The following is a 24,595-nucleotide window of genomic DNA, read 5'->3' as shown; positions in this document are numbered from 1 at the left end:
GCGAAGGATACGGTATGGAAGGGGCGCAAGTGAAGATCTCGAAGAAGAAGGACCGCACCCTGGTGACCTTCTCCGGGGAGATGACCATCGTCAATGCCGGCGAGTTCAGGAAACGGCTCTTGGAAGCCTTCGCGACCGGCAAGCCGGTGGAGGTTTCCCTCGCCGGGTTAACGGCCATCGACGTGACCGGCCTGCAGCTTCTGTGCAGCTGCCACAGGACGTCGGTGGCCCGGGCGATTCCCTGCACGGTCACCGGACGAAACGAGGCTCTCGCGGCGACAGCCGAGGTGGCGGGGCTCCCCCGCCTCAAGGGGTGCGTCCAGGACGTGGGGGGGACCTGCATCTGGCGCCTCGATACGGACAAGGTGACGGTATGAGCGATGTTTTCGCCCAGGCGTTCAAGGACGAGGCCAGGGAGCTTCTGGCGGATCTCGAGGAGGCGCTCCTCGAGATGGAGGAGAATCCGGGCGATCTCGGCCTGGTGGGGAGGGTCTTCCGGACCATGCACACCATCAAGGGGTCGGGGGCCATGTTCGGCTTCGACGACATCGCCTCGTTCACGCACAACGTGGAGACGGTGTACGACCTGGTAAGAAACGGCGAACTGTCGGTCAGCAAGGAACTGGTCAACCTGAGCCTCGCCGCACGCGACCGCATCCTCGCCATGCTCGAGGCGGCCGAAAGCGGCCTGCCGGCGGACATGAAGCTAAACGAAGAGGTGATCAAGGGGTTCCGCAGCCTGGTTCCCGGCCAGGGGGAGAGCGGGGCGCATCCGGCCGTGCAGGGGGCGGCGGAAGAGGACGCCGGCCCTCCGGCGGCGACAGTCACCTACCGGATCCGGTTCCGGCCGGAACCGCGCTTCTTCTCAAGCGGTGCCAACCCGCTGGGGCTGCTGCGCGAGCTGCAGGAGCTCGGGCCGTGCCGTATCGTCGCCAACACCTGCGACATGCGGACCCTGGACGAGCTGGAACCGGAGCTTTGTTACCTGTTCTGGGATGTCATCCTCAGCACCAGCGCGGGGAGGGACGCCGTCGACGACGTCTTCATCTTCGTCACCGACTCCTGTGAGCTGAGCATCACGGTGATCGACGACGGCATCGATGACGAGGCCGGCGCGGGGTACAAGAAACTCGGCGAGATCCTCATCGAGCGCGGCGACCTGACACCGCAGCAGATGGACGAGCTTCTGGGAAAACAGAAGAAGTTCGGAGAACTGGCGCTGGAGGCGGGTCTTGTAAACGCCGCCACCATCACCTCTGCCCTCGTGGAGCAGCAGCACGTGAAGGAGGTGCGCCAGGAGCGGCAGGCCCAGACCCAGAGCCAGGAGGCCGCCTCCAGCATCCGGGTCAGCGCGGACAAACTCGACCTCCTGGTGAACCTCGTGGGGGAACTGGTGACGGTCCAGGCGCGCCTGAGCCTGGTGGCCCAGGAGCTGAAACGTCACACCGAGCTGGTCTCGGTGGCCGAGGAGGTGGAGCGGCTCACCAACGACCTGAGGGACAACGCCCTCGACATCAGGATGCTCCCCATCGGCGCCACCTTCTCCAAGTTCAAGCGGCTGGTCCGGGACCTTTCCGCCGAGCTGGGGAAGGAGATCGAGCTCACCACCGAGGGGGCCGAGACCGAGCTGGACAAGACGGTGATCGAGAAACTGAACGACCCGCTGGTGCACATCATCCGCAACAGCATCGACCACGGCGTCGAGACGCCGCAGGCGCGGGCGTTGAAGGGGAAGCCCAGAAACGGCAGGATTCACCTCGCCGCCGTTCACTCCGGCGACAGCGTCCTGATCACCATCCGCGACGACGGCGCGGGGCTCAACGTCGACGCGATCCGGGCCAAGGCCGTGGAGAGAAAGATCATCTCCCAGGGGGCCGACCTCTCCGACCGCGAGATCTGGCAGCTCATCTTCGCCCCCGGCTTCTCGACGGCAGCCACGATTACCAGCGTCTCCGGGCGCGGTGTCGGCATGGACGTGGTGAAACAGGCGATCGAAGGGTTGCGCGGCAGCATCGACGTGAAGAGCGAGCCGGACCGGGGGACCAGCATCACGCTCAAGATCCCGCTCACCCTGGCCATCATCGAGAGCCTGCTGGTGCAGATCGGCAAGGACCGCTTCGTCATGCCCCTGGCCATGGTCGACGAATGCATCCTGCTCACCGAAAAGGAGATCGCACAGGGGCACGGGCGCGAGATACTCATGGTGCGCGAGAAGCTGGTCCCCTACGTCCCGCTCAGGAAGATGTTCCGCATCGAGGGGGCGCCCCCGCGATCCAGCAGGTCGTGATCTGCCAGTTGGAGGGGAAACGGGTGGGGCTCGTGGTGGACTGGGTGATCGGGGAACACCAGACGGTTATCAAGTCACTGGGGCGGATGTACCAGCAGGTCGAGGGGATGTCCGGCGCCACCATCCTGGGCGACGGGTCGGTGGCGTTGATCCTCGACGTCCCCGCCATCTTCAAGACCGCCGCGGGGGAGTCCTGAGGAGGGAGGGGCACAAGGAGGGGGAGCACCTTGTGGCTGGACAACGATGCTGGGGCCGGTGTACTATAGACCACATTTTTGCGTGTACGCTCCCCTGTTCTCTCCCCTCAGTACCCATGCACATGTTTTCTGGAGTTTCTGCGTGAAGCGCGTTACCGGACGCCTTTTCATCCTGCTTGCCGTGCTCTGGCTCGGCTGGCCCGCCTTCCTGGTTACCCCCGCCTCTGCCGCTCAGCAGACGGTGCGCATCGCCGCGTTCAACTTCTACCCCGGCATCTTCAAGGCCAACGATGGCAGCATCCAGGGCTTCTACGTCGACACCCTCGCGGAGATCGCGCGCCGGGAGGGGTGGCGTGTCGAGTACGTCTACGGCGACTGGGCGGAGGGGATGTCCCGCATCAAAAGCGGCGAGGTGGACCTTTTGACCAGCGTGGCCTGGACCAGCGAGCGCGCCCAGTACCTCGACTACGGGAAGGTGCCGCTGCTCACCGTCTGGGGGGAGCTCTACGTCCCGCGCAAGGCGAACCTGAACAGCATCAAGGACGTCGAGGGGAAGCAGGTCGCCGTGATGAAGCGGGACTTCAACGGGGCGAGCTTCCGCAACATGGTGGAGAAGTTCGGCATCAACTGCCGCTTCGTGGAGTACGGCAACTTCGAGGAGATCTTCCAGGCCGTCGCCGCAGGGCGGGTCGACGCCGGTGTCGTGAACAACACCTTCGGCGCCGCCAAGCAGTACCAGTACGGCCTGGTCTCCTCCGGCATCATCTTCAACCCCTTCGACATCTTCCTCGCCACGGGGAAGGGGCGCAACCCGGAGCTCCTCGCCACCCTGGACCGCTACCTCACGGGATGGCGCGGCACCGAGGATTCACCCTACCACAAGGCCCTCAACCGCTGGTCTCACGGCGACGCCGCCTCCCTTCACGTGGTGCCCCCCTGGCTGGCCCCGACCCTGGCCGGACTGGTCCTCTTCCTTGCCTGCGCCGGCGTCTTCATCATCCTGCTCCGCCTCCAGGTGCGGAAAAAGACGTCCGAGGTGGTGAGGCAGGCCGCAGACCGGAAGATGATCGAGGAGACGCTCTTCTTCATCAACGAGTCCGGCGCGAGGCTGCGCGCCGACGAGCTTCTCCACGGCATCAACCGTTACCTCGCCACCTGCCTCGAAGCGGATTACGCTTTCGTCGCCCAGCTGACCCCGGACGGCGGCTCGGCCCGCACTCACGGCTTCTACGCCCGCTCGGGGGGCGGCAACGATATCACCTACCGGCTGGCCGGGACCCCCTGCGACAACGTCATGGGGAAGAGCGTCTGCGTCTACCCGCAGGGGGTGACCGCCCTCTTCCCGGATGATGGGATCCTGCGGGACCTGGGGGTGGAGGGGTACGCGGCGGTGCCGCTTTGGGATGCCCAGGGAGAGGGGATAGGGCTTCTCGGCATCATGAGCCGCTCACCGCTGCGGGACCGCGCCCTGATCGAGACACTGCTCGGCATCGCCAGCTCCCGCACCGCCCAGGAACTGGAGGCGATGAACCATCTCGAGGTGCTGAACCTCAAGAAGTTCGCCATGGACAACATGAAGGACGCGGGGTACTGGATCCGCCCGGACGGCAGTATCTGCGAGGTGAACGGGGCGGCCACGACGATGCTCGGGTACTCCGAGGCGGAATTCCGGTCCATGGTGATCGGCGACCTGCGCCCGGGATGCGACGCGAAAAGGTGGCGGGAGACCTGGGAGTCGCTCAAGGAAAGGGGGAGCCTGCAGTTCGAGGCGACCCACCTGGCCCGGGACGGCCGCCTGGTGCCGGTCGAGGTGACCGCCAACTACTTCAGCTACGCCGGTACCGAGTACGACTATGCCATCGTGCGCGACATCACCGAGCGCAAGAAGATGGAGGAGGCGCTGGAGCACCAGCTTTCCCGGCTGGCGGACCAGAATGCCCAGCAGGCGCAGCACATCTTGGAGAAGAAGCGCTCCGAGGAGCAATTGCTCGAGTACCTGAAGGTGATCGAGTGCTCGCGGGACCTGATCTGCGTCCTCGACCGGGACTACCGCTACCGCATGGCCAACGGCGCCTTCCTGCGCTACCGCAACCTCACCGCATCCGAGGTGGTGGGGCGGACCGTGCTCGAAGTCGCTGGGGAGGAGCATTTCGGGGAGATCAAGCACCACCTGGACGCGTGCCTGGCCGGGCAGTCGGTGCGCTTCGAGATGGAGCAGCCTTTCCCGGAACGCGGAGTCCGGTCGGTCGCCGTCACCTTCACCCCGGTCGAGGACCAGGGGGGGAACACGAGGATCGCCTGCGTGACCAGCGACCAGACCGACAAGAAGCACCTCGAGGAGCAGCTCCGGCAGTCCCAGAAGATGGAGGCCATCGGGCACCTGGCGGGTGGGATCGCCCACGACTTCAACAACATCCTGACGGTCATCGTGGGGTACGGCAATTTCCTGGAGATGGACGAGTCCCTCTGCAAGCAGCAGCACGAGCAGGTGGACCAGATCATCGCCGCGGCGGAACGGGGTTCGCAGCTCACCCGCGGGCTGCTCACCTTCAGCCGCAAGCAGGTCATGAACCCGCGCATCCTTGACTTGAACACGCTGGTGGGGCAGGTGCAAACGTTCCTGCTGCGCATCATCGGTGAGGACGTCGTACTGCAGTTCAACCCCGCCCCGGAGCCGCTGAACGTCTGCGTCGACGCAAGCCAGCTGGAACAGGTCCTGATGAACCTCGCCACCAACGCCCGCGATGCCATGCCCGACGGCGGGACCCTCAGCATCGAGATCTGCTGGCAGCACGTGGACGAGGCCTACGCCAGGTCCCAGGGGTACGGCGCACCCGGGCGGTATGCCTGCATCATCGTTTCCGACTCCGGCAGCGGCATGGACCGGGCTACACGCGACAGGATCTTCGAGCCCTTCTTCTCCACCAAGGCCGTGGGCAAGGGGACGGGCCTCGGGATGTCCATCGTGTACGGCATCGTCAAGCAGCACAAGGGGTTCATCAACGTCTACAGTGAACCGGGGGAGGGGACCACTTTCAAGATCTACCTCCCCGAGGCCTCCTCGGAGACGGGGGAGGACGTGTCCGATCAGGCCCTGGCGGCGCCGGAGCTTGGGACCGAGACCGTCCTCGTGGCGGAGGATGACGCGAGCGTCAGGGGGCTCGTCGCATCGCTGCTGAAAAAGTACGGCTACCAGGTGGTGCTGGCGGTGGACGGCAGCGACTGCGTGCGGAAATTCCTGGAGCACGGCGGCAGGATCGACCTGATCCTCATGGACGTGATCATGCCCGGGAAAAACGGCAGGGAGGCCTTCGAGGAGATCAGGAGGATCGACCCGTCCGCAAGGGTGCTCTACTCCAGCGGCTACACCGCCGATTTCATGAAGAGCCGCGGCGTCGTCGATCACAACGTCGACCTCATCATGAAACCGGTGCAGCCGATGGCGCTGCTGCACAAGGTCCGGGAAGTGCTGGATAGGGAGTGAGGCTGAGATTGCGTTTTGCGACCACGGCAGGAATACGGACGCAGGAATGACCGCGATTGAGGAATGACCGGAATACGAAAGGGGCGCCCCGCAAGGGAGCGCCCCTTTGCTTACTTCTTCATCTTTATCCCGGTGTTACCCTTTCTGGTTTATCGCCGCGAGCCGCCAGCTGTTGTTGCCAACGGGCCTTGTGAAGGTCCAGTACTCCTCGAACTTCACCGGCTCGCTCTTGCTCCCCTCGAGCACGGTGCCGCGCTCGTCGGTTGTGTAGTCGAGCAGGTTGGCGTAGATGAGGGCGGTGACGTAATCCTGCCCTGCCTCCTGCCAGACCTCGGTGAGTTCCACGCTGCGCACCGCCACGTTCTCCAGCCGGTTCACCCGCCCCTCGCGCAAAAGGCGTCCGATGTCCTCGCGGAAGACCCCCTGCATCTCCGGGGTGAGCAGCGGCGCAAGCGCCTGCAGGTCGCGGTTCATCCACCCTCCCTGGATCTTGAAGAAGTTGTCCATCACAACGTCCTTGAAGCGTCCCTCGTCGAAGCCGGGGTCCATCTGCCGCAGGTGGGACAGCCCGGTCTGGACGTCGTCACGCGCAGGCTCCTCCACCTGGTAGGAGGCGGGGATACTCTGCTGGTAGCCGTCGTATCCCTGCGAGCCGTATCCGGTCGAGACGCTCTGCAGCGGGGTTTCTGCGCGACGTCTGCGCACCATGCGGTAGATCAGGTAGCCGATACCGGCCAGGAGGATGATTTCGAAGATCCCTATGCCACCGCCGCCGTAGCCCATGCCCCCGGCGCCGGCGAGCCCCCTGAAGAGCATGCCGCCCAGGAGGCCGCCCGCGATGCCGCCGGCCATGCTGCGCAGGAAGCCGCCCCCGGCCGAGGGCTGCTGCATCTGCGGCTGCTGCATCCGGGAGGGAGCCGGCTGCTGGTACGGGGTGGACTGGCGGTAGGTGGTCCCCGGCGAGTAGCTGCGGGAGCCACGGCTGCCGATGGAGCGCCCGCCGGCGGCGCGGGCGTGGGCGCTTGTTTCCAGCACCGTGGCGCTCAGCATCAAGACGGCGGCGAAGAGTGCGAAAGCTTTGGCGAAGTTCCGTTTCATGTGGTTGGTCTCCTGTTGTTGGTTGTTCAGTTGCCGGCCAGTTGCATCGGTTGCACGGGGATCTTTCCGGTCGAGCCGCCGCGGATGCGCCCCTTGGGGATTCCCTTGGCGAGCCAGAAGCCGATTGCCTCGCGCACCAGGTCGGATACGTTGAGCGCCGTCGCCTTGGTGAGGCGCTCCAGGAGGCGTTTCTCCTGGTCGCTCACCCTGAGCGACACCACGTTCTTCAGTACCGGTTCCCTGGCCACCTTTTTCTTTCCGGGTTTTCTCTTCACTTTTGCTATGTATTGTTCCGGTTCCATTTTTCCTCTCCTTTCGGGTGCTTGCCCGTTGCAAGGGGCGCCGTTACAGCCCGGCGGCGCCATGTAGCGATAAAAAAAAAGACCTTTACCCGGGGCGACTGCTCGCTACAGGTAAAGGTCTTGCTGTTAGATGAATTATCCTCGGGCCCGGGTGTTGCCACCGTCTTGACGAACCAAAGGTCGGCCATTTCTCCGGCCGATAGCTACTCCCCTTTACAGGGCATGATAATAATAACGCCCCTGCCTGCTGTCAACCCATTTTTACAAAAAATCGTAAACGGCGCCGATGCGGAAAATAAGATTGGATTTGGTTAATCTTTTGCCGGATTGCTATACAATTGTCCGGGTGCAAAACCCCATATTCGGCCGCGCCGGCTGAGGGAGTACCGGCAGCGGAGGCAACTCCGGGGGACGGACATGATTAGACCAGCCAGCAGCGTGATCCGTTACGCGCACTTCTTCAGGCTCGCCAGGGTGCGCAGGGTGCTCGACTACGGCGCGGGACCGTTGCGCAACGCGCTTTATCTATCCGGAGAAGGGTTCCACGTTTACGCGGCCGACGTCCCCGAACGGGTGAAGGCACTCGCGGCACATCCACAGGCGGGTGAACTGGCGGGGATATTGACGGTCGGGGAACTGCCGCAGGCGGGGCTGTCCGTGGACCTGGTTCTGTGCACCTTCGTCTTCAACATCCTGGCGACGCGGAGCCACAGGAAACAGTACCTGGGAAACGTGGTGGCCAATCTGCGCTGTGGAGGCTACTTCCTCATAGAAGTAAACAGCAGGCAGGAGGATTGCGTTCCTTGTGGATCGGTGCTGCAGCATTATTACAGCTGTGATGGCACCGCGAAGAGTTACAGTCACGATGAACTCGACAGGTTGCTGGCGCCTTTTGGCTTGGAGCGCATCTGTCACTATTACAGCAGTCATGCATTGGCAGCGGTGTACCGTCTGGCACAATGAAAAAAAATGAGAGAGCGTTTTGACTTTTGTCTCCAAAAAAAGTATAAGAGGATGCTAAAAAGAACAGGCTCTGGGATCAGTGCGCGGAGGTGTGCATGGCTTTGAAGGACGTGAGGATACTCATCGTCGACGACGAGATTTTTTTCCGTCAGGTGTTGCGCGCCGTGCTGGAGAAGATCGGTTTCACCGTGGTCGGGGAGGCCGGCGATGGTGCCGAGGCCCTCGAGAGGTACCGCGCCCTGCGCCCGCACATCGTGATCATGGACATCTACATGCCGGACAAGAACGGCATCGACGCCACCAAGGACCTGCTAGCCCTCGACCCCAGCGCCCGGGTACTGGTAGCCAGCGCCTCCGATTTCGATTGCGACACGCAGGCCGCGCTCGATGCCGGTGCGAAGGGGATCCTGATGAAACCGTTCGTACCCAAGGAGATCTACGAAAGCGTCCGGAAGGTGCTCACCGGCACCTAAGGCGTTTGCCGCGAAGCCGCCAGCAGAGCCTGTCCACGGAAGATACCGGAGCCGCGCCCTTTTCCCCCTCCCGCGAAAAAAAATCCCGCCGGGCGCATATTTTGGGGTTGACTGGTCAAAGCCGTTTTGCTATAAAGCTGATCTCTGCTGAGCGGGAATAACTCAGTGGTAGAGTGCAACCTTGCCAAGGTTGAAGTCGCGGGTTCGAACCCCGTTTCCCGCTCCATACTAACAACAAGGAATCCTTGTGGATTCTTCGCTTTGGGCCCCGGCTTCGCATGAACTTTCGCATGCAGCCGGGGCTTTTGCTTATCTACCCTTTTTGAAGTCCCTTCCGAAGTAGGAAAGAATTCTCAGCCTGTCCTGCTCCAGCCCCTCCACGTAGCGCCCGTAGACCTCGTAGATCATCTGCTTACTCGCGTGCCCCATCAGGTTTACCAACCGGTTCTGGTCGGTTCTGATCGCCAGAGCCCATGCCGCGAAGGTGTGCCTGGCCGTGTAGGGCTTCCGGTACTGCACTACCGCCTGCTTCAGCGCCTTGACCCATACCCGCCGCTGAAACCTCTCGGCAGTGAAGGTCATTCCGTTTTCCATGGTGAAGATGTGAATCAGCTACGGATTTTGACCCAGTATCGGCTTCCAAGGGTGACCCACCCCTTTTGAAATATTGAGTTCTTACAGTTTGAGAGGTGGGTCTCAAGGTGCCGATGATGGGTCAAAACTGGAAGCCGATCGACATGACTTCCCACCAAACCTGTACAACACTCGCCCGAACTTGAACAACTTTCATCATAACTCGCACAACTCTCGCCCGAACTTGCGCAACTCCCATCAAAACTTGTGCGACTCTCGTCCAAAGTTGCACAACTCTTGTCAAAACTTGTTCGACTCTTGTCGTAACTTGACAGCTCCTGGTAAAAGTTGTGCAAGTCTTTCCTGAAGTTGTGTGGGGGGTAAAGGATTTCGTGTAAACGCCCTTTTCGGCTGCAGGACCGATTACAGCCAGCCTCCACTTCGCTTTCGAACGGGTTGTAGTTAGGCGGTCAAAAGTCCAGGGGGCGGAACCGTTCTGTCCTTGGCGGATTTTACCGGGTATTCCGCCTCAACATAGTTTGAGGTGCGAAGCAGTGACCGTGTTGATGGCAGGTTTTGGGCCAGCGCGATGGCGGTCGCCTGAGGGGGGGACTCTGGTCTGGTCCTGGCAGGTTTGGGGGCTGGGACCTCGTAGGAGGTCCATATGCACAGCGCTCCTTTTTCTTTAGCAGGGCGAAGTATAACGGCATGGGCCGCACGTTCTTGCTGGTCCGCAGTCTGGCTTCTCTCCCTCAATTTCTCGCAAAACAGCCGCACCCGGTCAGATTTCGACTGTGGAGGCGAATATTTATCGCAAAAATCCAGATAATATCTGAGCCACTGCAGGTACTCCGCATGCAGCGGGGGGGGCGCGACTGCGTCAGAAGATGCAAGACCGCCGACATGACCGGTTCAGGGATACCATTTACTCACTTCGCCTTTGACTTGTATAAAGGATCCCTATATATTGCGATAGATTTGTGATGACAAATGAAAGTTGTTATAGGTGGTTTACCTTCCCGCTGAAGGGAGGGGAAGTGAGGATGGCAAGTTTTCTGGCTGAGGTGGCCGGGGGGTGTGAGACAGCCTGATCTTAACGATCCGGCGCATTTCGGATGTCTTTGTCACCACGAAGTTCAGAAAACTGGTGTTTCCGGACAACCCCGTTTCCCGCTCCATACTAACAACAAGGAATCCTTCGGGATTCCTTTTTTTTTGCCCCGACTTTCACCAAACCTTTCAGGTATGAAGGTTTCAGAGAGAGCCGGGGGGGCTTTTGTCCGCTGCCGGGGTAGTGTGAGGGAAGGAGAACTGGGTGTGAACGGTTGGCCGGCTAAGCCGACTCTGGGGTTACATAGCGACTCGTGCCGTGTCACCGAAACCGTCCTCCCCTTCCTGTGACGATACAGATGACTCCGGGTTGTCCTCGCTGGAGTAACCGAAGTAAAGCAGGTTGTGTAACTCCTGATACTCTTTGTCACTCCACGTCCTCCCCATTCTGAATGGTACCGTCTTCCACTCAAGGATCTTGAACACTTCCTCCGTTACGTCCCGTAGTTTCAGTTCGCCCGCATCCCTGTCGTAATGAAAGCAATACCACTTCCTCGCGGGTCTGGTGGAGACGATCGTGTCTGCCGAGAAGGGCTCCGAGAGTTTGTTGGCGCTGTAATCATACAAGGCTGATTTGTCTCTCAGGGCGAGGTGGATCGTGTTGGTAGCCGGGCACAACCCGAGCATCCTGTGGTAGTCACGAAAGAAGAAGCAGCCCCCTGAGTCTGGGAATTCCACATAGTTGTCGAAATCAAAATCGACTCGCTTGAGCATGTGGATGTAGAAGTAGTAGATGTGGCCGTTGGCCTCGTCGACCTCCCAGATGTCGGGCGTCATGGCCATGGCGACATCGAGGGTGAGATTTTTGGCGCATATTCTCGTCTCGTCCGTGGCCCCTATGATGAACTTGTCAGGGTTGCTGGAGAGGCGCCAACTGTAGATCCGCGGCTCGTCGTTTATCTGGATGGCATCGACCATGCCGTTTTTGCTCCGCAAACGCTGCCTCCCCATGGTCGCCGGCGCCGTCCCCTCCTTTTCGCTGGTGTTGAGATAGTAATCGATCGCTCTCTCGCTGCTCAGGTAGATGTTGTTCACCTTGGTCCCGTCTTTCATTAATAACCCGGACGGCGCATCGAACAGCGCTGTTATGGCGCCTTTACCACTGGAAAGCTCGGCGCGCGCGAAGAAGCTGTCATCGTAGGTCCTGAACAGGAAAATCCCTTGCGCGGGAAGCGCGTCGACGAGGGACATCCTGTCGAGGATCGAAGTGAACCTGGTGGCGGTCATCTCCTCCAGATCGGCCATGATCATGTCACCCTTGTCGTCCACAAGAAAGATGTGACGATTTGTGGAGCCCAGACAGCGTAGCGGTGACTGCGAGGCCAGGTCGATCGGGATATCGTCCGAAAACGTAAGCGTCATAGGGGCAGCCTCCAGCTTCATCAGCTCTGAGACGTCCTTCTCGACCTGCTCCAGCCGGTCGGTATCCGAAACCATCTCCCGGAAGTAGGCCGCGGCTTCGACGTTGCCGAACAAAAGGGCGCAATGGTACGCGTTCGCAAACTCCTCTTCAGTGGGGCCAGGCATGACCAGAGCCATGCGGTCCTGCATGATCTTTTTGTAGGCGATCTTTTCCTCCTCCGGCAGTATCGTCATTTTCTTCCGGACGCGGTTGAAGAGGGTGCATACCCGCAGAGGATCCGCGTCCCCTTCCACCTGCTGCAGCAGGTCCGCGATTTCGCTTCTCGCCGATTCCTGCTCCCATCCAAGAAGGTTCCGGTACTCTTCAGCGAACTCCGGGTAGTGCTCGAAGTATTCCCTGACCCCCTCCATCAATTCAAGGCATCCTTCCCGCCGCCCCGCCTGCAGCGCCGACCTGGCCTGGACCCACCTAAGCCACGCCTCCCTGGCGGTCTTTCCGGCGACCTTCTGCAGACGCCTGTTGTTGTGAAGAACGGAGAAGTTGGGCGAGAGGGCGCAGGCGTCGCGGTAGCTGCCGGCATGGTCGCTCTGGCGGGAGAGCCAGTCGATGATGTGGTAGCATTTGGGCCACCGCTCCTGAGCGGTTTCTTCCCGGAGCTCCTGCAGCCGGCTATGGACCAATTCCTTCTTCATGGCCGCCTTTTCTGCCGCCAGCAGCCGTGCGATCTTCTCCTTGTGCTTCGTGTCCCGATTCAGCAGCGTTTCCAGCAGGTCGAGCCGCGGCGCACCCTGCTCGCTCGTCTCGAGCCTTTCCCAAAGCGCAGCCAACTCCTCGGCCTCTCTCCTCGCCTTTACCTTGGCCACCATCTCCCGTGCCTTCGGCAACGCCGGGTAGCGGGCAAGGGCTTCAAGGCTCAGGGACTCGGCCTGCGCCAGAAGGTCCCGGGAAAGAGCTTCCTGCGCGCTCTGCAGCCACGTGTGCGCTTCCGCCAACATCGTCTCCTCGATTTCCTTTTTCAGCGGAGCGAGCATGGCGACGAAGCCTTCCTTGCTGCCGGCCTCTTCCAGCAGCCGGTAGGCGTGGGTGAGGCTTCCGTCCTTGAAAGAAATTTCAGCATAGGCGCAAAGGGAGTTCTTCTGCAGGACTGCGGCGGGGAGCGCATCGAAAAGCGCACGCGCCTCCGGGATCATGCCGTTTCGGTAGTAGGCCAGCGCAAGAATCTCCCTGACGGAGGTATCCTTCAGAACGGCCTTTGGCTGCGACAGCAGCATCTCGATGACGGTGCCGTAAGCGCCGATCTCCTCCATCAGTAGGGTGGCCGCTGCGAGCAAACTCGGCAGAGCGCAGCTGTTCTCTATCCGGATGCTGGAGAGCAGTTCCTCCGCCTGGCAGTATTCGAATTTTTCCAGCAGCTGTTGCGCTTGCCGTAGCGCATCCTTGGGAGGGTACGGGTCCAGCGGCTTAGCCTTCTTTTTGGGGGGGAGCTTCGATGGCGAACTCTCCACGGGCTCGGCGACGGTGCGGAGGGCCTTCTCGGACAATGCTCCGACGACTGCATGGCAGGCATCCACCGAGGGGAGGACGCTATGTTTTATCAGCACGATTTCCGTGCTCCAGGCAAGCGGGACGAGACAGAACGCCTCCCCGTACTGCTCGAGGAGCAGGTTCTGCAGCGCGCCCTTGATGCGGTAGCCACGCTCCCGGTCCGCCTCAGGGAGCTGGAGCCTGGTGGGATTGATCCGTTTGATGAGGGTGATTATCTCCAGGGATGAGGGAATACGTGAAGATTCAAGCAAAGTCTCGGCTTCAGCGACGTGCAGATCCCAAGTCATAGACCGTCCCCCTTCACAATGAAATTAAAAATATTTTATATTCTAGTGGGTGATTCCCCGGCAGCAAGTGGGGGGGGGGCGATACTCTTTTCTTGACAAGAAGATGCCTGATGAGGTTAATTCCGGTGGGACGCGGAGTTTCTGCTTCCGCGCGTATCTCAAAGACAAAGGATGAACATGACAACCCTCCCCAAATGCCCCTCCTGCAGTTCTGAATACACCTACGAAGACGGCGCGCTTTACGTCTGCCCCGAGTGCGGCAACGAGTGGCCCCAGGTCGAGCAGCAAGGAGGCGTATCCGAAATTGTCGTGCGTGACGCCTTCGGCAACGCGCTGCAGGACGGAGACTCCGTCACCGTGATCAAGGACCTGAAGATCAAGGGTTCGTCGTCGGTAGTCAAGGTCGGCACCAAGGTGCGCAACATCCGTCTGGTCGACGGAGACCACGACATCGACTGCAAGATCGACGGCATCGGCGCCATGCAGTTGAAGTCCGAGTACGTGAAGAAAGCCTGACGCACAAAGGGGATCATCCGATCCCCCTTGTCCCCGACGCTGTGAACCCCGCAGGCCTACGCCTGCGGGGTTTTTTTGCGTCCCCCGTTTCCCTGCCAGTTCCGCCCCCACGAACTTTCGGATCGTCCGTGACCTTACCCACAACCTCCATCCTCTTTCCCTGTGGTAGCGCAGTTGTACCAAATCGGTACAACCTGTGCGTATCGTGTACATAATGGAATTTAATTAGATTCCAAATGCCTGGAAATGCAGCCCCTTTTTTTTGGCCTGAGTATTGCCAACTGCAAGACGGTGCCTTGTCTTTAATCGGCCGGTTCACGGCTGGCCACTTTCAAAAAGGAGCATGCAATGAAAAAGCTAGGTTTGATGACGATGGTGTGTGCGGGGATGCTGCTGTTCGCAGCTGCCTGCATGGCATCAGGGGGGAAAGTTACCTATCCTGACGGCAAACCTGTCGTGGGGGCGGTTGTGTACGTGCACTTGCAGGAGGTGAACAAGTACACCCTGGCCACGGACGCGACGGGGCGCTTCACCCTTCCGGATGAGGATTTTCTCGATGCCTTCGTCCAGATCAAGGCTCCGGATGGTAAGGAATTCGCTACCGTCAACCTGCCGGTGGAGGTGTTCCAGGCTGGGGACGTGGCGGTGGTGCTGCAACCGGTGCAGTAAAAGCAGCCTTGAATCATGTGATATCAAAGCCAAAGTGAGGAACGTACCATGGAATTAAATTTTAAAAGGATTCGAGTGGTTCTGGCGGCCACGCTGCTGGTGCTGTTCGGTACGCTGAACGCGGCACTGGCATGGACGCTGTCGGGGACGGTGTACGGCGGGAGCAGTGCGCTTCCCGGCGCCACGGTCACCCTTACCAATGCCACCACCTCGGCGCAGGTTGGGTCCGTGTCCACGGACACCGGAGGTAAGTTTTCCTTCACCGCCGGTGACGGCACCTACAACCTCGCCATCGCGCCACCTGCGGGAAGCGGGTTCACCTCATCGACGGTCAACAACATCGCCGTCTCGGGTGCGGACGTGACCCAAAACGTCGTCCTCATCCAGCAGGCCGTTACCCTTTCCGGGGCCGTGAAGACCCCTGCCGGGGTGGGGATGCAGAACATCAGGGTGCAGGTCTATGCCCAAAGCTCAAACGTGGTAATTGGTGATATCTACACTGGTGCAAGCGGCACCTACTCTCTCCCGTTGGCGACCGGCACTTATAAGATCACTATCAATGGCGGCTCCAACCAGTACGGCTACTGTGGCCTCAATGGAGCATATCAAGTTTGCCCTCAGAATGTTCCTACCCCCCAGTACTTCACTGGCAATTACATCGTCCAGAACCTTGGCGTAACTGGCAACACTACCCAGAACATCACCGTCCCGTTGGTTTCATTAACAGGAAAAGTTACCAGTAGCACAGGCGTGCCGGTAGGAAACGCAACCGTCCGGACCCCGTGGGCTTATCCGTCCCAAGCTGTCGGGTCTTACTCTGTGTACAACGGTGACACCCTCGCTGACGCCTCCGGCAACTACAGTATGACGCTCATTTCCGGGACAGGGTACAGCTTTATACTCGTGCCTCCCACAGGTACATCATACGTTCAGACAACCATTGCCGGCGTGGATGTGACGAGCAATACGGTAAGAGACCTCTCTTTTCAGCAGGCGGTTACCCTTTCTGGAACTGTTCTTACCACGAGTGGCGTCGGTGTGCAGAATATGGAGGTCAGGCTTTATGACCGGAACGATAACTATGTCAGTACCAAATTCACCGACGCTTCCGGCAATTACTATTTTCCTGTAACCCCCGGTGGTTACAGGCTCTACGTCTACGGTGGTTCACGCTACTATGGAGGCTGCGGAGCCAATGGAGCCAGCCAGTATTGTACGCCGAACGTTCCGTTGCCGCAGTACTTGTACGGTTACAACATCGTTGCGCCCTTCACGGTCTCTGGAAATACAGTACAGAACATCACTCTTCCGTTACTGGTGTCTCTGAGCGGAAAGGTCACTGACGGTGCCAGTGCTCCTGTCAGCAACGTCGCGGTGCTTCAGCAGGGCAGCTATGTCAATCAAACCTACGGGTATTATTACGTGGCAAATGATGACCAGAACTACGCGCCCAAGTCCGACTCGAATGGCAACTACAGCCTCACCCTAATCTCAGGAACTGGTTACACCGTCAAGCTGATTCCTACTGCTGGTAGCGGATACAGCCAAACTCTGATCAGTGGGATCAACGTGACCACTAACACAGTGCGAGACCTGGCACTGCAACAGCCGGTGACTCTATCGGGAAAGGTGAAAACACCAGCCGGTATCGGCATTCAGAATGTTTGGGTCTCCATAGTAGATAGAGCCGCCAACACCACAGTCGCTCAAGTTTGGACCGACGCGGCAGGGCAGTACTCCGCCACAGTTGGGAAGGGAAATTACGATCTTTCCGTAAGCGGTTCGATTGACAACGCTGGGTACTGCGGGCCGAACGGCTCTTACCAGACATGTGCCCCCAGCGTCGCTACGCCGCAGTATTTCTCCGGCGGCCAAATTCTTCAGAATGTTGCGGTTATGGCAAATACCACCGCTGACATAGTGATTCCGCTGGTCACGGTCTCTGGAACGGCAACGGACAGCAACGGCCGACCGGTGCCGAACGTGACTATCAAGCAGACCTACAACTACGTTTATCCCGGCACTGGCTACTATTACGTGACCAACGAAAACAGCAGTTACCCCATAAAGTCTGACGCCTTCGGCAAATTCAGCCTGACCCTCATTGCAGGCACTGGGTACAGCGAGACCATAACCCCTCCCGCCGGCAGCGGCTTCGCGCCGACTGTTCTCACCGGCATCGATGCCACCCGCAGCTTCTCGCAGAGCATCATTCTGAACCTCCCGGATACCACGCCACCGCAGATCCTGTCCGGCCCCACGGTGTCTTCATTCACCGATACCACCGCCACCATAGAATGGCAGACCAACGAGCCGAGCAAGGGAAGCGTGGCATACGGCACCGTCGATCCCCCGGGCACCACCGTGGCCGAGCAGTCCTTCGTGTCCTCCCACTCGATGCAGCTCACGGGGTTGAGCCCGAACACGAAGTACTACGTGAAGGTCACCGCTTCCGATGCGGCAGGCAATGGCCCGACTGCAAGCCAGGTGGTGAGCCTCACCACCGCGCCCAGGCCGGACACCACACCCCCTACCGTGACCGCCGGTCCCACCGTGAGCAGCATCACCCAGGGGACCGCGGTCATCGAGTGGACTACCGACGAGCCGACCACAGGTTCTGTGATTTACGGGCTTTCGACGCTTCCTGACACGACCGTCGGAGACTCCACCCTTACCGGCAGCCACCGCGTCACCGTTTCCGGGCTCGCCGCGGATACCGTGTACTATGTGAAGGTAACCGCCACCGACGCGGCAAACAACGGTCCTGTGTCCACTTCGGTAGTCTCCTTCCGGACGCTGACTGCGCCCGACACCACCGCCCCGGTTGTCGTAGAGGGGCCGATGGCGATCAGCATCAGCGACAGCAGCGCGACCATCGTCTGGAAGACCGACGAGCCCGCCACCAGCGGTGTCTCCTACGATGATGGCGTCGCCTACGGCGTCCTCTCCGACGGGGCCCTCACCACCAGCCACTCCATGACCATCACGGGGCTCGGCGCGTCCAAAACCTACAACTTCGTCGTTTCCTCCAAGGATGCTTCCGGCAACGGCCCCGCCCTGAGCGGCACCAAGAGCTTCAGCACCAAGGCCACGCCGGACACCAACGCGCCTGTCTTCACCCAGTTGCCGATCGTCAAGGCAACCACCCACCAGTCCGTGGTGCTCTACTGGGAGACCGACGAACCGGCCAGCAGCACCATCCAGTACGGCACCTCCGAAGCGCTGGAGATGACCGACGCGAAGTCCGAGCTCAACACCAAGCACAACCGTGCGCTCACCGGCCTGCTCCCCGGCACCACCTACTACTTCAGCGTGCAGGCGACAGACGCCCAGAAAAACAGCGCGACCGGCAAGGTCTACAGCTTCACCACAGACCTCAACCCGGACACCAAGGCTCCGGTCATCACCGAGGCTGCGAACATCATCTACTCGACCGACAACGCCGCGACCGTCGCCTTCAAGACGGACAAACCCTGCGACACGGTAGTGGACTACGGTCCCAACGGCAGCAACGCGTTGCAGAGATCGAACAGCGAGAAGGTGACCGAACACCAGGTGCCTCTCAGCAACCTGACCCCGAACACCTCCTACAACGTCCAGGTATCCTGCACCGACATCTCCGGCAACAAGGTGGTCGCCTCGGCCGGGGCACCGTCCACCTTGCTGGCCATGAACTACTCGTTCATGTTAAGCGATGCCTTTGTGGGCGCCGCGGGCGGGGTCGGCTTCATAACCAAGTCGCAGCCGGACCGCACCGCTCCGGTCATCACCAGCGCCCCGAGAACCATCGTCACGACCTCGACCATGGCGCGGATCCAGTGGGTGACGGACGAGATCGCAGACTCGCAGGTCTACTACGGGCTGACCGGACAGAGCCTCACCAGCAGCGCCGGCGATATCGTCAAGTCCGCGGGACATTCCGTCGCGCTGACCAACTTGAAACCGGGCACCACCTATGACTTCAAGGTGCAGTCGACCGATCCCTCCAACAACACGGTGGTTTCCGCGGTCTTCTCATTCACAACGGCTGCGTTGGCCGACACCATGGCGCCGGTGATATCTGCCGTCTCCGCTGCCGGTGCCACGACTACCGAGATCGACGTCGCCTGGAACACCGACGAACAAGCCACCACGGTGCTCAAGTACGGGACCACCCCCTTCACCATGACCGGGCAGGCCTCGATCACCGGCTCCAGGACCAACCACACCGTTTCCCTCTACAACCTGGTCCCCGGCACCACCTACTATGTCGCGCCTGTCTCCAGCGACAGCTCGGGCAACAGCGTCCAGGGGGCTACGCAATCGGTCACCCTGCTGGGCACGGCACCGGTCAGTTACACCGTGACCGCCACCGCCGGAGCGGGAGGCGCCATCACCCCGGCCAGCCAGTCCGTCGTCAGCGGTTACCAGCTGGCCCTCGCGGTGAAACCCAACACCGGTTACATGATCCAGTCCGTGACCGGATGCGGCGGCACGCTCTCCGGCAGTGTCTATACGACGGCCGAGATAACCGGCAACTGCACCGTTTCAGCCTTCTTCAAGTCCGACGGCACCTTGCCCCCGGATCTCGCGACCACCGCCATGCCGCCGGCGGGCAGCTACTCCGGCGGAAGCCTGATGGTGAAGCTCAGCGCCAACCGCACCGGCACCACGATCTACTACACCACCGACGGCACCACACCCGGCGTGTCTTCGGCAACCTATAGCGGCCCCGTCACCATCACCGGAAACACCACCCTGAAGTTCTTCGGCAAGGACGGCACCAGCACGGAGGGCGTTCACAGCGCGGCCTATGTCGTCACGGCCACCGGCCAGCCGGGGGGGAGCTTTACCGGGATCAAGCAGGGAACCAGCTTCACCGTGTCGCGCTCCGAAGGCGGGAAGACGGCTACGGCTCTCTCCACCGGGAGCCAGACCAGCTTCGTCGATACAGGGTTCCTCAAGCCCAACACCATCTACACCTACACCGTGTCGTCGGACGTCGAGGGCGCAACGGAACTGCTCAGCATCCGCACGCCGCTTTACACGGGATGGAACATAATCGCCGTGCCCTACGATACGACCGGCGTCAACCCGGGCACCCTCTTTGGGAGTGCGGTTAGTGCCGTGTACCAGTGGGTTCCAACCGGGGCCACCGCCGAGAGCAGCAGCTCGGTTCTTGGCTCATACAAGACGGTAACCTCGCTGCTGCCCGGTTACGGATACTTCGTCAAGACCGCCGGCACCGGCACCACCTTCAACTTCAAAGGGGCAACATCCCCGGCGAGCGCAACCGTCACCCTGAAGCCGGGGTGGACCATGGTGGCGAACCCGACCCCGGACAACATGAGCAACATCGCCTCTAGCTGGCTTGTCGACGGCAGCCCGCTGGCGAACGCCATCCAGGCCAACAAGATAGGAGGGGGGATCTACTGGTGGAACGGGACCACGTACGAATCGTGGTCCATCGTGAACGGCAACCCGCAGGTCGAGCCGTGGAAGGCGTACTGGATATTGAATATCGACTCCGTGAACCACACCCTCAGCATCAATGCCAAGTAAGACTGTTTCCGCCTTTCCCGCATGGGGAGCAGTGGCGATGATCCTGGCAACGGCGGTGGCGGCCATGGGCTTCGAGCCCATGACCGCCACGGTCCGGGTGTCGAGCGGGCAGCTCTACGACTACGTGGTTATCGGCGAGCATCCCGGGGCGACCGACAGCTTCGACAATGCCTATGACATCATCTCCCCCGGCAACCTGAACGCCGACATGGGCGATCCCTTCATCAGCGCCGTCGTCAGTCATCCGGAGTGGCGCCCGGCCAGGGAGATGCGGGGAGACACCCGGTCCCCTGCCAAAAAGAAGCAATGGGACGTGAGCGTCACCAGCAGTCTGGCCAAGGGGACGCCGCTTGTGGTCAGTATCGTGCCTGAGGAGAGCCGGCTTCCGAAACAGGCGACCATTGCGGCAAAAGAGGGGAATACGCAGGTCGACCTTACCAACAACGAATACATACTTTCTGCTCCCGGGCCGGGTTCGGTCGCACGACTCAAGATAGTCGCGGAGCAGCCGTAAAGGGGATATGACAATGAAACTGACAGTACAAAAAGTGGTAGAAAGCGCGGCCCTGATGCTTGTAGCCGGAATCAATCTCTGCTCCTCATGCTGGGCCGGGCCTCCGGCACCTCCGGTTATTCCCTCCACACCTGTTGGTAACGCGGAGGTGAGCGCTGTGACTGTGGCGGCGGTAGCGGCCTACGGGTTCTGGAAGAGCCGCAAATAGCGTCGATGACTGACGCCGCGCAGACGCAGAACGCGAAGGGACATCCGGGCTCCTTTTTCGCCATCGCCTTCATCTGGTGCGCCATCACTGCCGTGACCCTCCTGGGCAACCTCCCTGAAGGGTACTGGACGGCCTGGCGCAACCTGACCATGGCGAGCACCACGGTACTTGGAAACCTTTTCGGCGTCGCCACGTCCGGGGCGGGAGACGTTCTCACCGTGAACGGATTCGCCATGCGCATCATCCGGCAGTGCACGGCTGCTGACTACATAGTCATAGTAGCTACAGCCATGCTGCTGTACGTTCGCCACGGCATCGGCTACCGCCTCCTGGGCGTCGCGGTCGCCGTGCCGGTCCTGATACTTGCCAATGCCTTCCGCCTGCTCGTAACCGGCGTGATCGGCTCTGTCTCTGTCGCTGCCTTCAACCTTTTTCACGATTACCTCTGGGTCATAGCCTTCGCACTCCTGGTCTTTTCCATCTGGAGGTTCTGGGTGGACGGGGGCTTCTCGGTCTCCAAACACACCATACGGCGGGTGGGGCAGGTCATCGCTGTCTCACTCGCCGCCTACGCCCTGCTCCTTATCTTTCGCGAAGGTTACGGCACGGTTTTGGCCGCTACCAGCAGCGTCTTTTACAGGCTCCTCAGCCACGAGACTCTCTCCGCCATCATCCTTGACGGGGAGGTGATGGTGTACCGGGGGGCAGCAGTCGACATACCTCTGGACAATATGATGGAACAGGTGAATCAGGCCATTTACCTGGGATTGATGATTCCGCTCCAGAAGAAGGGAGACTGGCAGATGGTCGGCATGACACTGTTTGGCGCGGGATTCATCTTCCTGTTGAGCGCGCTCTTCATCGCCATGGGGTGTGTTCAGGCCGTAACATCTGGAGAGCTTGGACTCCTCTCCTTTCTGGCCATTGGCAGCGTGGTCCATCTGGCTTTACCGATGTCCACCTACTGGATTGTCACCAGTCTGCGCTTACCCGTTCCCGAGGCTGACATCCGATCCTGAGCGCCCGTTGTGCCACGTGCATGACATCCACGTTGCATCCTCCTTCCCTATGGCGTGCTTGCGCCCCTTGAATATCACATACAGTCTTGCAAATAACTGCAGAATCCTATACCTTTGCGGCGCGACAATTCTCCCCGGCGGGCACCGAGATCAGGGCGCGCCAAAAGGATCACCACGATGGGCATATTCGGCAAGATGTTCGGAAAAGACTCCACGGAGAGCAAAGGGGCGCCCCCGGCGAAAGCGGTCAACTTCATCACCGCGCTGTCGATGCATGTGCGCGGCGAACTGGAACCGGCCCTCTCCGCTTACGCCCGCATGACGGAAGCCGACCCCAACGACTTCCTGGCCCATTTCTTCGCCGCCGCCATCAAGGCGGAAAACGGGAAAGTGGAAGAGGCGGTCCAGGAACTGTGCGAGTTGAGCGGCCGGATCTCAGAGACGGGTGAGAGCATCTCGCGGGTCATAGTGGTCGAACTCGCGAACCTGCTGGCGGAGGATTCGGTCACGGTAAAACGCCACGCGCTCACCGAGTTGGTGGTTTCCTTTGGCGACCTGCTCAAGAAGGAGGGGCAGATCCGCGAGGGCGCCGTCTGCTTCGAGATAGCGACAGGACTTGCCCCGGACAACCCTCATATGCTGCACAAACTGGGAGATGCCCTGCACGACCTGCGCATCTACGATTACGCCGAGTCTGTGCTGCTGGAGGCCCTCAAACACGCACCGTACCACTTCGGCGCGCTCTACACCTATGCTGTGCTCTTGCAGGATCTCGGGCGCAACGACGAGGCCATCGCTCACTACGAAAAAGCGGTCAAGCTGGTACCGACCCACGTGGGGTGCCAGAACAACTTCGGCGCCGCCCTGCTGCGGGCAAACCGTGTTGACGAGGCGCTGGAGCACTGCAGCACCGCCCTGGAACTGGACCCCAAGGCGCCGCTGGTGAAGATCAACCTGGGGTATATCTACCTGCTCAAGCAGGACTTCGCCGCCGCCCGCAAGAGCTTCAGCGGCGCCATCGAACTCAACGACCAGCTCGCCCCGGCCTACTACGGACTGGCCTCGGCGGAACAGGGGCTGGGTGGCGACCTGCGGACGGTCCGGGAACTCTACGAGAAAGCCATAGAAGTGAATCCCTCCATTCCCGAGGCCCACTACGCCCTGGCGAACGTGCTGGCCAGGGAGAACGACCCGCAGGCGCTCACGTACTACGCTTCCGCCCTGCAATTGAATAGCTCGCTGCCAAACCTGCGCCGCGATTACGGCGTTGCCTGTCTTCAGCTGGGGAGGCCGGATGAGGCCCTGGAGCAGTTGAAGCTGGCGGTAATGATGAATCCCGAAGATACCATCGCGCGCGACCTCCTGGCCCAGGCGCAGGGGGCGCAAAAAGCATCGTAAGTCCCGGGTTCGCGGACCCGTTTTTTTATGTGATGACATTGAAGGAGGTGTGTGATGTACCGCTCGCTGTTCGTCCTTCTGCCACTTCTACTTGCATGTATGTCGGGTCCCGCTCTCGCCAAAGAGGCTGTGACAGTAAAAGAAGACAATGTTCCCCTGTGGCATAAGTCCAGCCACAATGCCACTGCATCCCACGAGGCTAAGCCCGAGGCTACCGCAGAGGCCAAACCAGAGGCCAAACCAGAGGCCAAACCAGAGGCCAAACCAGAGGCCAAACCAGAGGCCAAACCAGAGGCCAAACCAGAGGCCAAACCAGAGGCCAAACCAGAGACTGCGGCAGAGGCTAAATCCGAGGCTGCCGCAGATGCTAAGGCAGAGGCCAAACTGGAAGCTACGGTAGAGACCAAATCGGAAGCTACGGTAGAGACCAAACCGGAAGCCAAACCGGAGGTCAAGCCGGAAGCCCAGCAGGAAGCCGGTAAGGTGGCCGAAAAAGAAATAGATTTCGGCACCCAGGAGCAGTACCGGGAGTGCATGTACTCAGAGGATCACATCAAGGACCTGCGCAAGATGCTCGAAGAGCACATCGCCCAGAACAACCAGACGATGATGGAGATAAAGAAGCAGGCCACGGCGCTGCTCGAGATGCAGCGCAAGGTGGTCATGTCGGATGACGCGCAGGTTGAGGATTTCAACAGGCGCACCCAGGAACACAACAAGCTCGTGAAAGCCGCCAACGAGGCTTCCGACAAGCTGAAGCTGGAACTGGAGTCCTTCAATAACAAGTCCATGGAGCACAACCAGAACTGCGCCTCGCTGATCGTAAAGATGCCCGACCGCGACGCCGTGATCAAAGAACGTACCCCCGCCCTAAACCAGTAGCTGATAATCGTGGGCACTCTTCCGGGTGCCCACTCTTCTTTTTTGCCGTCTACCTCCGCTCCTGTAAAAACTGGCGTTATCCAGCTCTCCCCTCCTTTGACGGAAGGGGCAGGGGGGACTTGCCATTAGCAAATGTGGCACCTCCTCCCGCCCCATACCCCGTACC

15 protein-coding genes, 1 tRNA gene and 1 pseudogene are annotated in these 24,595 nt (G+C 60.5%); 13 read left to right on the top strand and 4 right to left on the bottom strand.

The genetic code is table 11. The annotated features are described in order from the left end of the window. Window positions 1-14 precede the first annotated feature (14 nt). The 3 genes and pseudogenes from KP001_RS09555 (at window position 15) to KP001_RS09545 (ending at window position 5,968) form a co-directional block, all read left to right on the top strand. Entirely contained in the window at window positions 15-377 is a 363-nt protein-coding gene (locus tag KP001_RS09555; RefSeq protein ID WP_217289285.1) for an STAS domain-containing protein, read from the top strand. After that, window positions 374-2,484: pseudogene (locus tag KP001_RS09550) on the top strand (chemotaxis protein CheA). Before KP001_RS09555 ends, KP001_RS09550 begins: the two are co-directional and overlap by 4 nt. Before the next feature lie 142 nt (window positions 2,485-2,626). Further along, on the top strand, window positions 2,627-5,968 hold the full coding sequence (locus tag KP001_RS09545; RefSeq protein WP_217289284.1) for a PAS domain S-box protein: 3,342 nt from the start codon (window positions 2,627-2,629) through the stop codon (window positions 5,966-5,968). Window positions 5,969-6,103: 135 nt separating this feature from the next. Here the strand turns inward: KP001_RS09545 and KP001_RS09540 are convergent, their stop codons facing one another. Both KP001_RS09540 and KP001_RS09535 read right to left on the bottom strand, forming a co-directional pair. Then, window positions 6,104-7,066: a Tim44 domain-containing protein gene (locus KP001_RS09540; protein ID WP_217289283.1), complete on the bottom strand. Its 963-nt coding sequence runs from the start codon at window positions 7,064-7,066 to the stop codon at window positions 6,104-6,106. 26 nt (window positions 7,067-7,092) lie between these two features. Next, window positions 7,093-7,368: a ribbon-helix-helix protein, CopG family gene (locus KP001_RS09535; RefSeq protein WP_217289282.1), complete on the bottom strand. Its 276-nt coding sequence runs from the start codon at window positions 7,366-7,368 to the stop codon at window positions 7,093-7,095. A gap of 417 nt (window positions 7,369-7,785) precedes the next feature. Between KP001_RS09535 and KP001_RS09530 the strand changes: the two genes are divergently transcribed. From KP001_RS09530 to KP001_RS09520, 3 genes are all read left to right on the top strand, one after another. Then, a complete protein-coding gene (locus tag KP001_RS09530) occupies window positions 7,786-8,331 on the top strand; it encodes a class I SAM-dependent methyltransferase (protein WP_217289281.1) in 546 nt (181 codons plus the stop codon). Between the two features lie 95 nt (window positions 8,332-8,426). Beyond that, window positions 8,427-8,804, top strand: a complete 378-nt coding sequence (locus tag KP001_RS09525; RefSeq protein ID WP_217289280.1) for a response regulator — start codon at window positions 8,427-8,429, stop codon at window positions 8,802-8,804. A gap of 151 nt (window positions 8,805-8,955) precedes the next feature. Then, a tRNA-Gly gene (locus KP001_RS09520) sits at window positions 8,956-9,030 on the top strand. An 83-nt stretch (window positions 9,031-9,113) separates the two neighbouring features. On the opposite strand, the gene KP001_RS09515 is transcribed toward KP001_RS09520, so the two are convergent. Next, the gene (locus tag KP001_RS09515) at window positions 9,114-9,386 is read right to left on the bottom strand and encodes a site-specific integrase (RefSeq protein ID WP_217289279.1); all 273 of its coding nucleotides are present in this window, start codon (window positions 9,384-9,386) and stop codon (window positions 9,114-9,116) included. A 1,341-nt stretch (window positions 9,387-10,727) separates the two neighbouring features. Further along, window positions 10,728-13,682 carry an ATP-binding protein gene (locus tag KP001_RS09510; protein ID WP_217289278.1) on the bottom strand — a complete coding sequence of 985 codons (2,955 nt, stop codon included), beginning with the start codon at window positions 13,680-13,682 and terminating at the stop codon, window positions 10,728-10,730. A gap of 177 nt (window positions 13,683-13,859) precedes the next feature. Between KP001_RS09510 and KP001_RS09505 the strand changes: the two genes are divergently transcribed. The 7 genes from KP001_RS09505 to KP001_RS09475 all read left to right on the top strand — a co-directional run bounded on the left by KP001_RS09505 (window position 13,860) and on the right by KP001_RS09475 (window position 24,429). Beyond that, on the top strand, window positions 13,860-14,198 hold the full coding sequence (locus tag KP001_RS09505) for a zinc ribbon domain-containing protein YjdM (protein ID WP_217289587.1): 339 nt from the start codon (window positions 13,860-13,862) through the stop codon (window positions 14,196-14,198). Between the two features lie 348 nt (window positions 14,199-14,546). After that, window positions 14,547-14,867 carry a carboxypeptidase-like regulatory domain-containing protein gene (locus KP001_RS09500; protein WP_217289277.1) on the top strand — a complete coding sequence of 107 codons (321 nt, stop codon included), beginning with the start codon at window positions 14,547-14,549 and terminating at the stop codon, window positions 14,865-14,867. Between the two features lie 1,983 nt (window positions 14,868-16,850). Continuing rightward, a complete protein-coding gene (locus tag KP001_RS09495) occupies window positions 16,851-20,408 on the top strand; it encodes a fibronectin type III domain-containing protein (RefSeq protein WP_217289276.1) in 3,558 nt (1,185 codons plus the stop codon). 37 nt (window positions 20,409-20,445) lie between these two features. Then, window positions 20,446-20,922, top strand: coding sequence for a hypothetical protein (locus KP001_RS09490; protein WP_217289275.1), 477 nt, complete (start codon window positions 20,446-20,448; stop codon window positions 20,920-20,922). 213 nt (window positions 20,923-21,135) lie between these two features. Then, a complete protein-coding gene (locus KP001_RS09485; RefSeq protein WP_217289274.1) occupies window positions 21,136-22,149 on the top strand; it encodes an exosortase/archaeosortase family protein in 1,014 nt (337 codons plus the stop codon). Window positions 22,150-22,326: 177 nt separating this feature from the next. Continuing rightward, on the top strand, window positions 22,327-23,547 hold the full coding sequence (locus KP001_RS09480; protein ID WP_217289273.1) for a tetratricopeptide repeat protein: 1,221 nt from the start codon (window positions 22,327-22,329) through the stop codon (window positions 23,545-23,547). 54 nt (window positions 23,548-23,601) lie between these two features. Next, window positions 23,602-24,429 carry a hypothetical protein gene (locus tag KP001_RS09475; protein ID WP_217289272.1) on the top strand — a complete coding sequence of 276 codons (828 nt, stop codon included), beginning with the start codon at window positions 23,602-23,604 and terminating at the stop codon, window positions 24,427-24,429. The last annotated feature ends 166 nt before the right edge of the window (window positions 24,430-24,595 follow it).

The sequence above is a fragment of the Geomonas subterranea genome (assembly GCF_019063845.1).
Taxonomy (GTDB): Bacteria; Desulfobacterota; Desulfuromonadia; order Geobacterales; family Geobacteraceae; genus Geomonas; species Geomonas subterranea.
The sequence above is the reverse complement of the archived record's forward strand: the minus strand, read 5'-3'. Positions and strand labels throughout refer to the sequence as shown.

Bases quoted from the DNA above. Each gene is read 5' to 3' on its own strand.
- KP001_RS09555 (WP_217289285.1), top strand. From the start codon at position 15: ATGGAAGGGGCGCAAGTGAAGATCTCGAAGAAGAAGGACCGCACCCTG.
- KP001_RS09540 (WP_217289283.1), bottom strand. From the start codon at position 7,066: ATGAAACGGAACTTCGCCAAAGCTTTCGCACTCTTCGCCGCCGTCTTG.
- KP001_RS09535 (WP_217289282.1), bottom strand. From the start codon at position 7,368: ATGGAACCGGAACAATACATAGCAAAAGTGAAGAGAAAACCCGGAAAG.
- KP001_RS09530 (WP_217289281.1), top strand. From the start codon at position 7,786: ATGATTAGACCAGCCAGCAGCGTGATCCGTTACGCGCACTTCTTCAGG.
- KP001_RS09525 (WP_217289280.1), top strand. From the start codon at position 8,427: ATGGCTTTGAAGGACGTGAGGATACTCATCGTCGACGACGAGATTTTT.
- KP001_RS09515 (WP_217289279.1), bottom strand. From the start codon at position 9,386: ATGACCTTCACTGCCGAGAGGTTTCAGCGGCGGGTATGGGTCAAGGCG.
- KP001_RS09510 (WP_217289278.1), bottom strand. From the start codon at position 13,682: ATGACTTGGGATCTGCACGTCGCTGAAGCCGAGACTTTGCTTGAATCT.
- KP001_RS09505 (WP_217289587.1), top strand. From the start codon at position 13,860: ATGACAACCCTCCCCAAATGCCCCTCCTGCAGTTCTGAATACACCTAC.
- KP001_RS09500 (WP_217289277.1), top strand. From the start codon at position 14,547: ATGAAAAAGCTAGGTTTGATGACGATGGTGTGTGCGGGGATGCTGCTG.
- KP001_RS09490 (WP_217289275.1), top strand. From the start codon at position 20,446: ATGATCCTGGCAACGGCGGTGGCGGCCATGGGCTTCGAGCCCATGACC.
- KP001_RS09485 (WP_217289274.1), top strand. From the start codon at position 21,136: ATGACTGACGCCGCGCAGACGCAGAACGCGAAGGGACATCCGGGCTCC.
- KP001_RS09480 (WP_217289273.1), top strand. From the start codon at position 22,327: ATGGGCATATTCGGCAAGATGTTCGGAAAAGACTCCACGGAGAGCAAA.
- KP001_RS09475 (WP_217289272.1), top strand. From the start codon at position 23,602: ATGTACCGCTCGCTGTTCGTCCTTCTGCCACTTCTACTTGCATGTATG.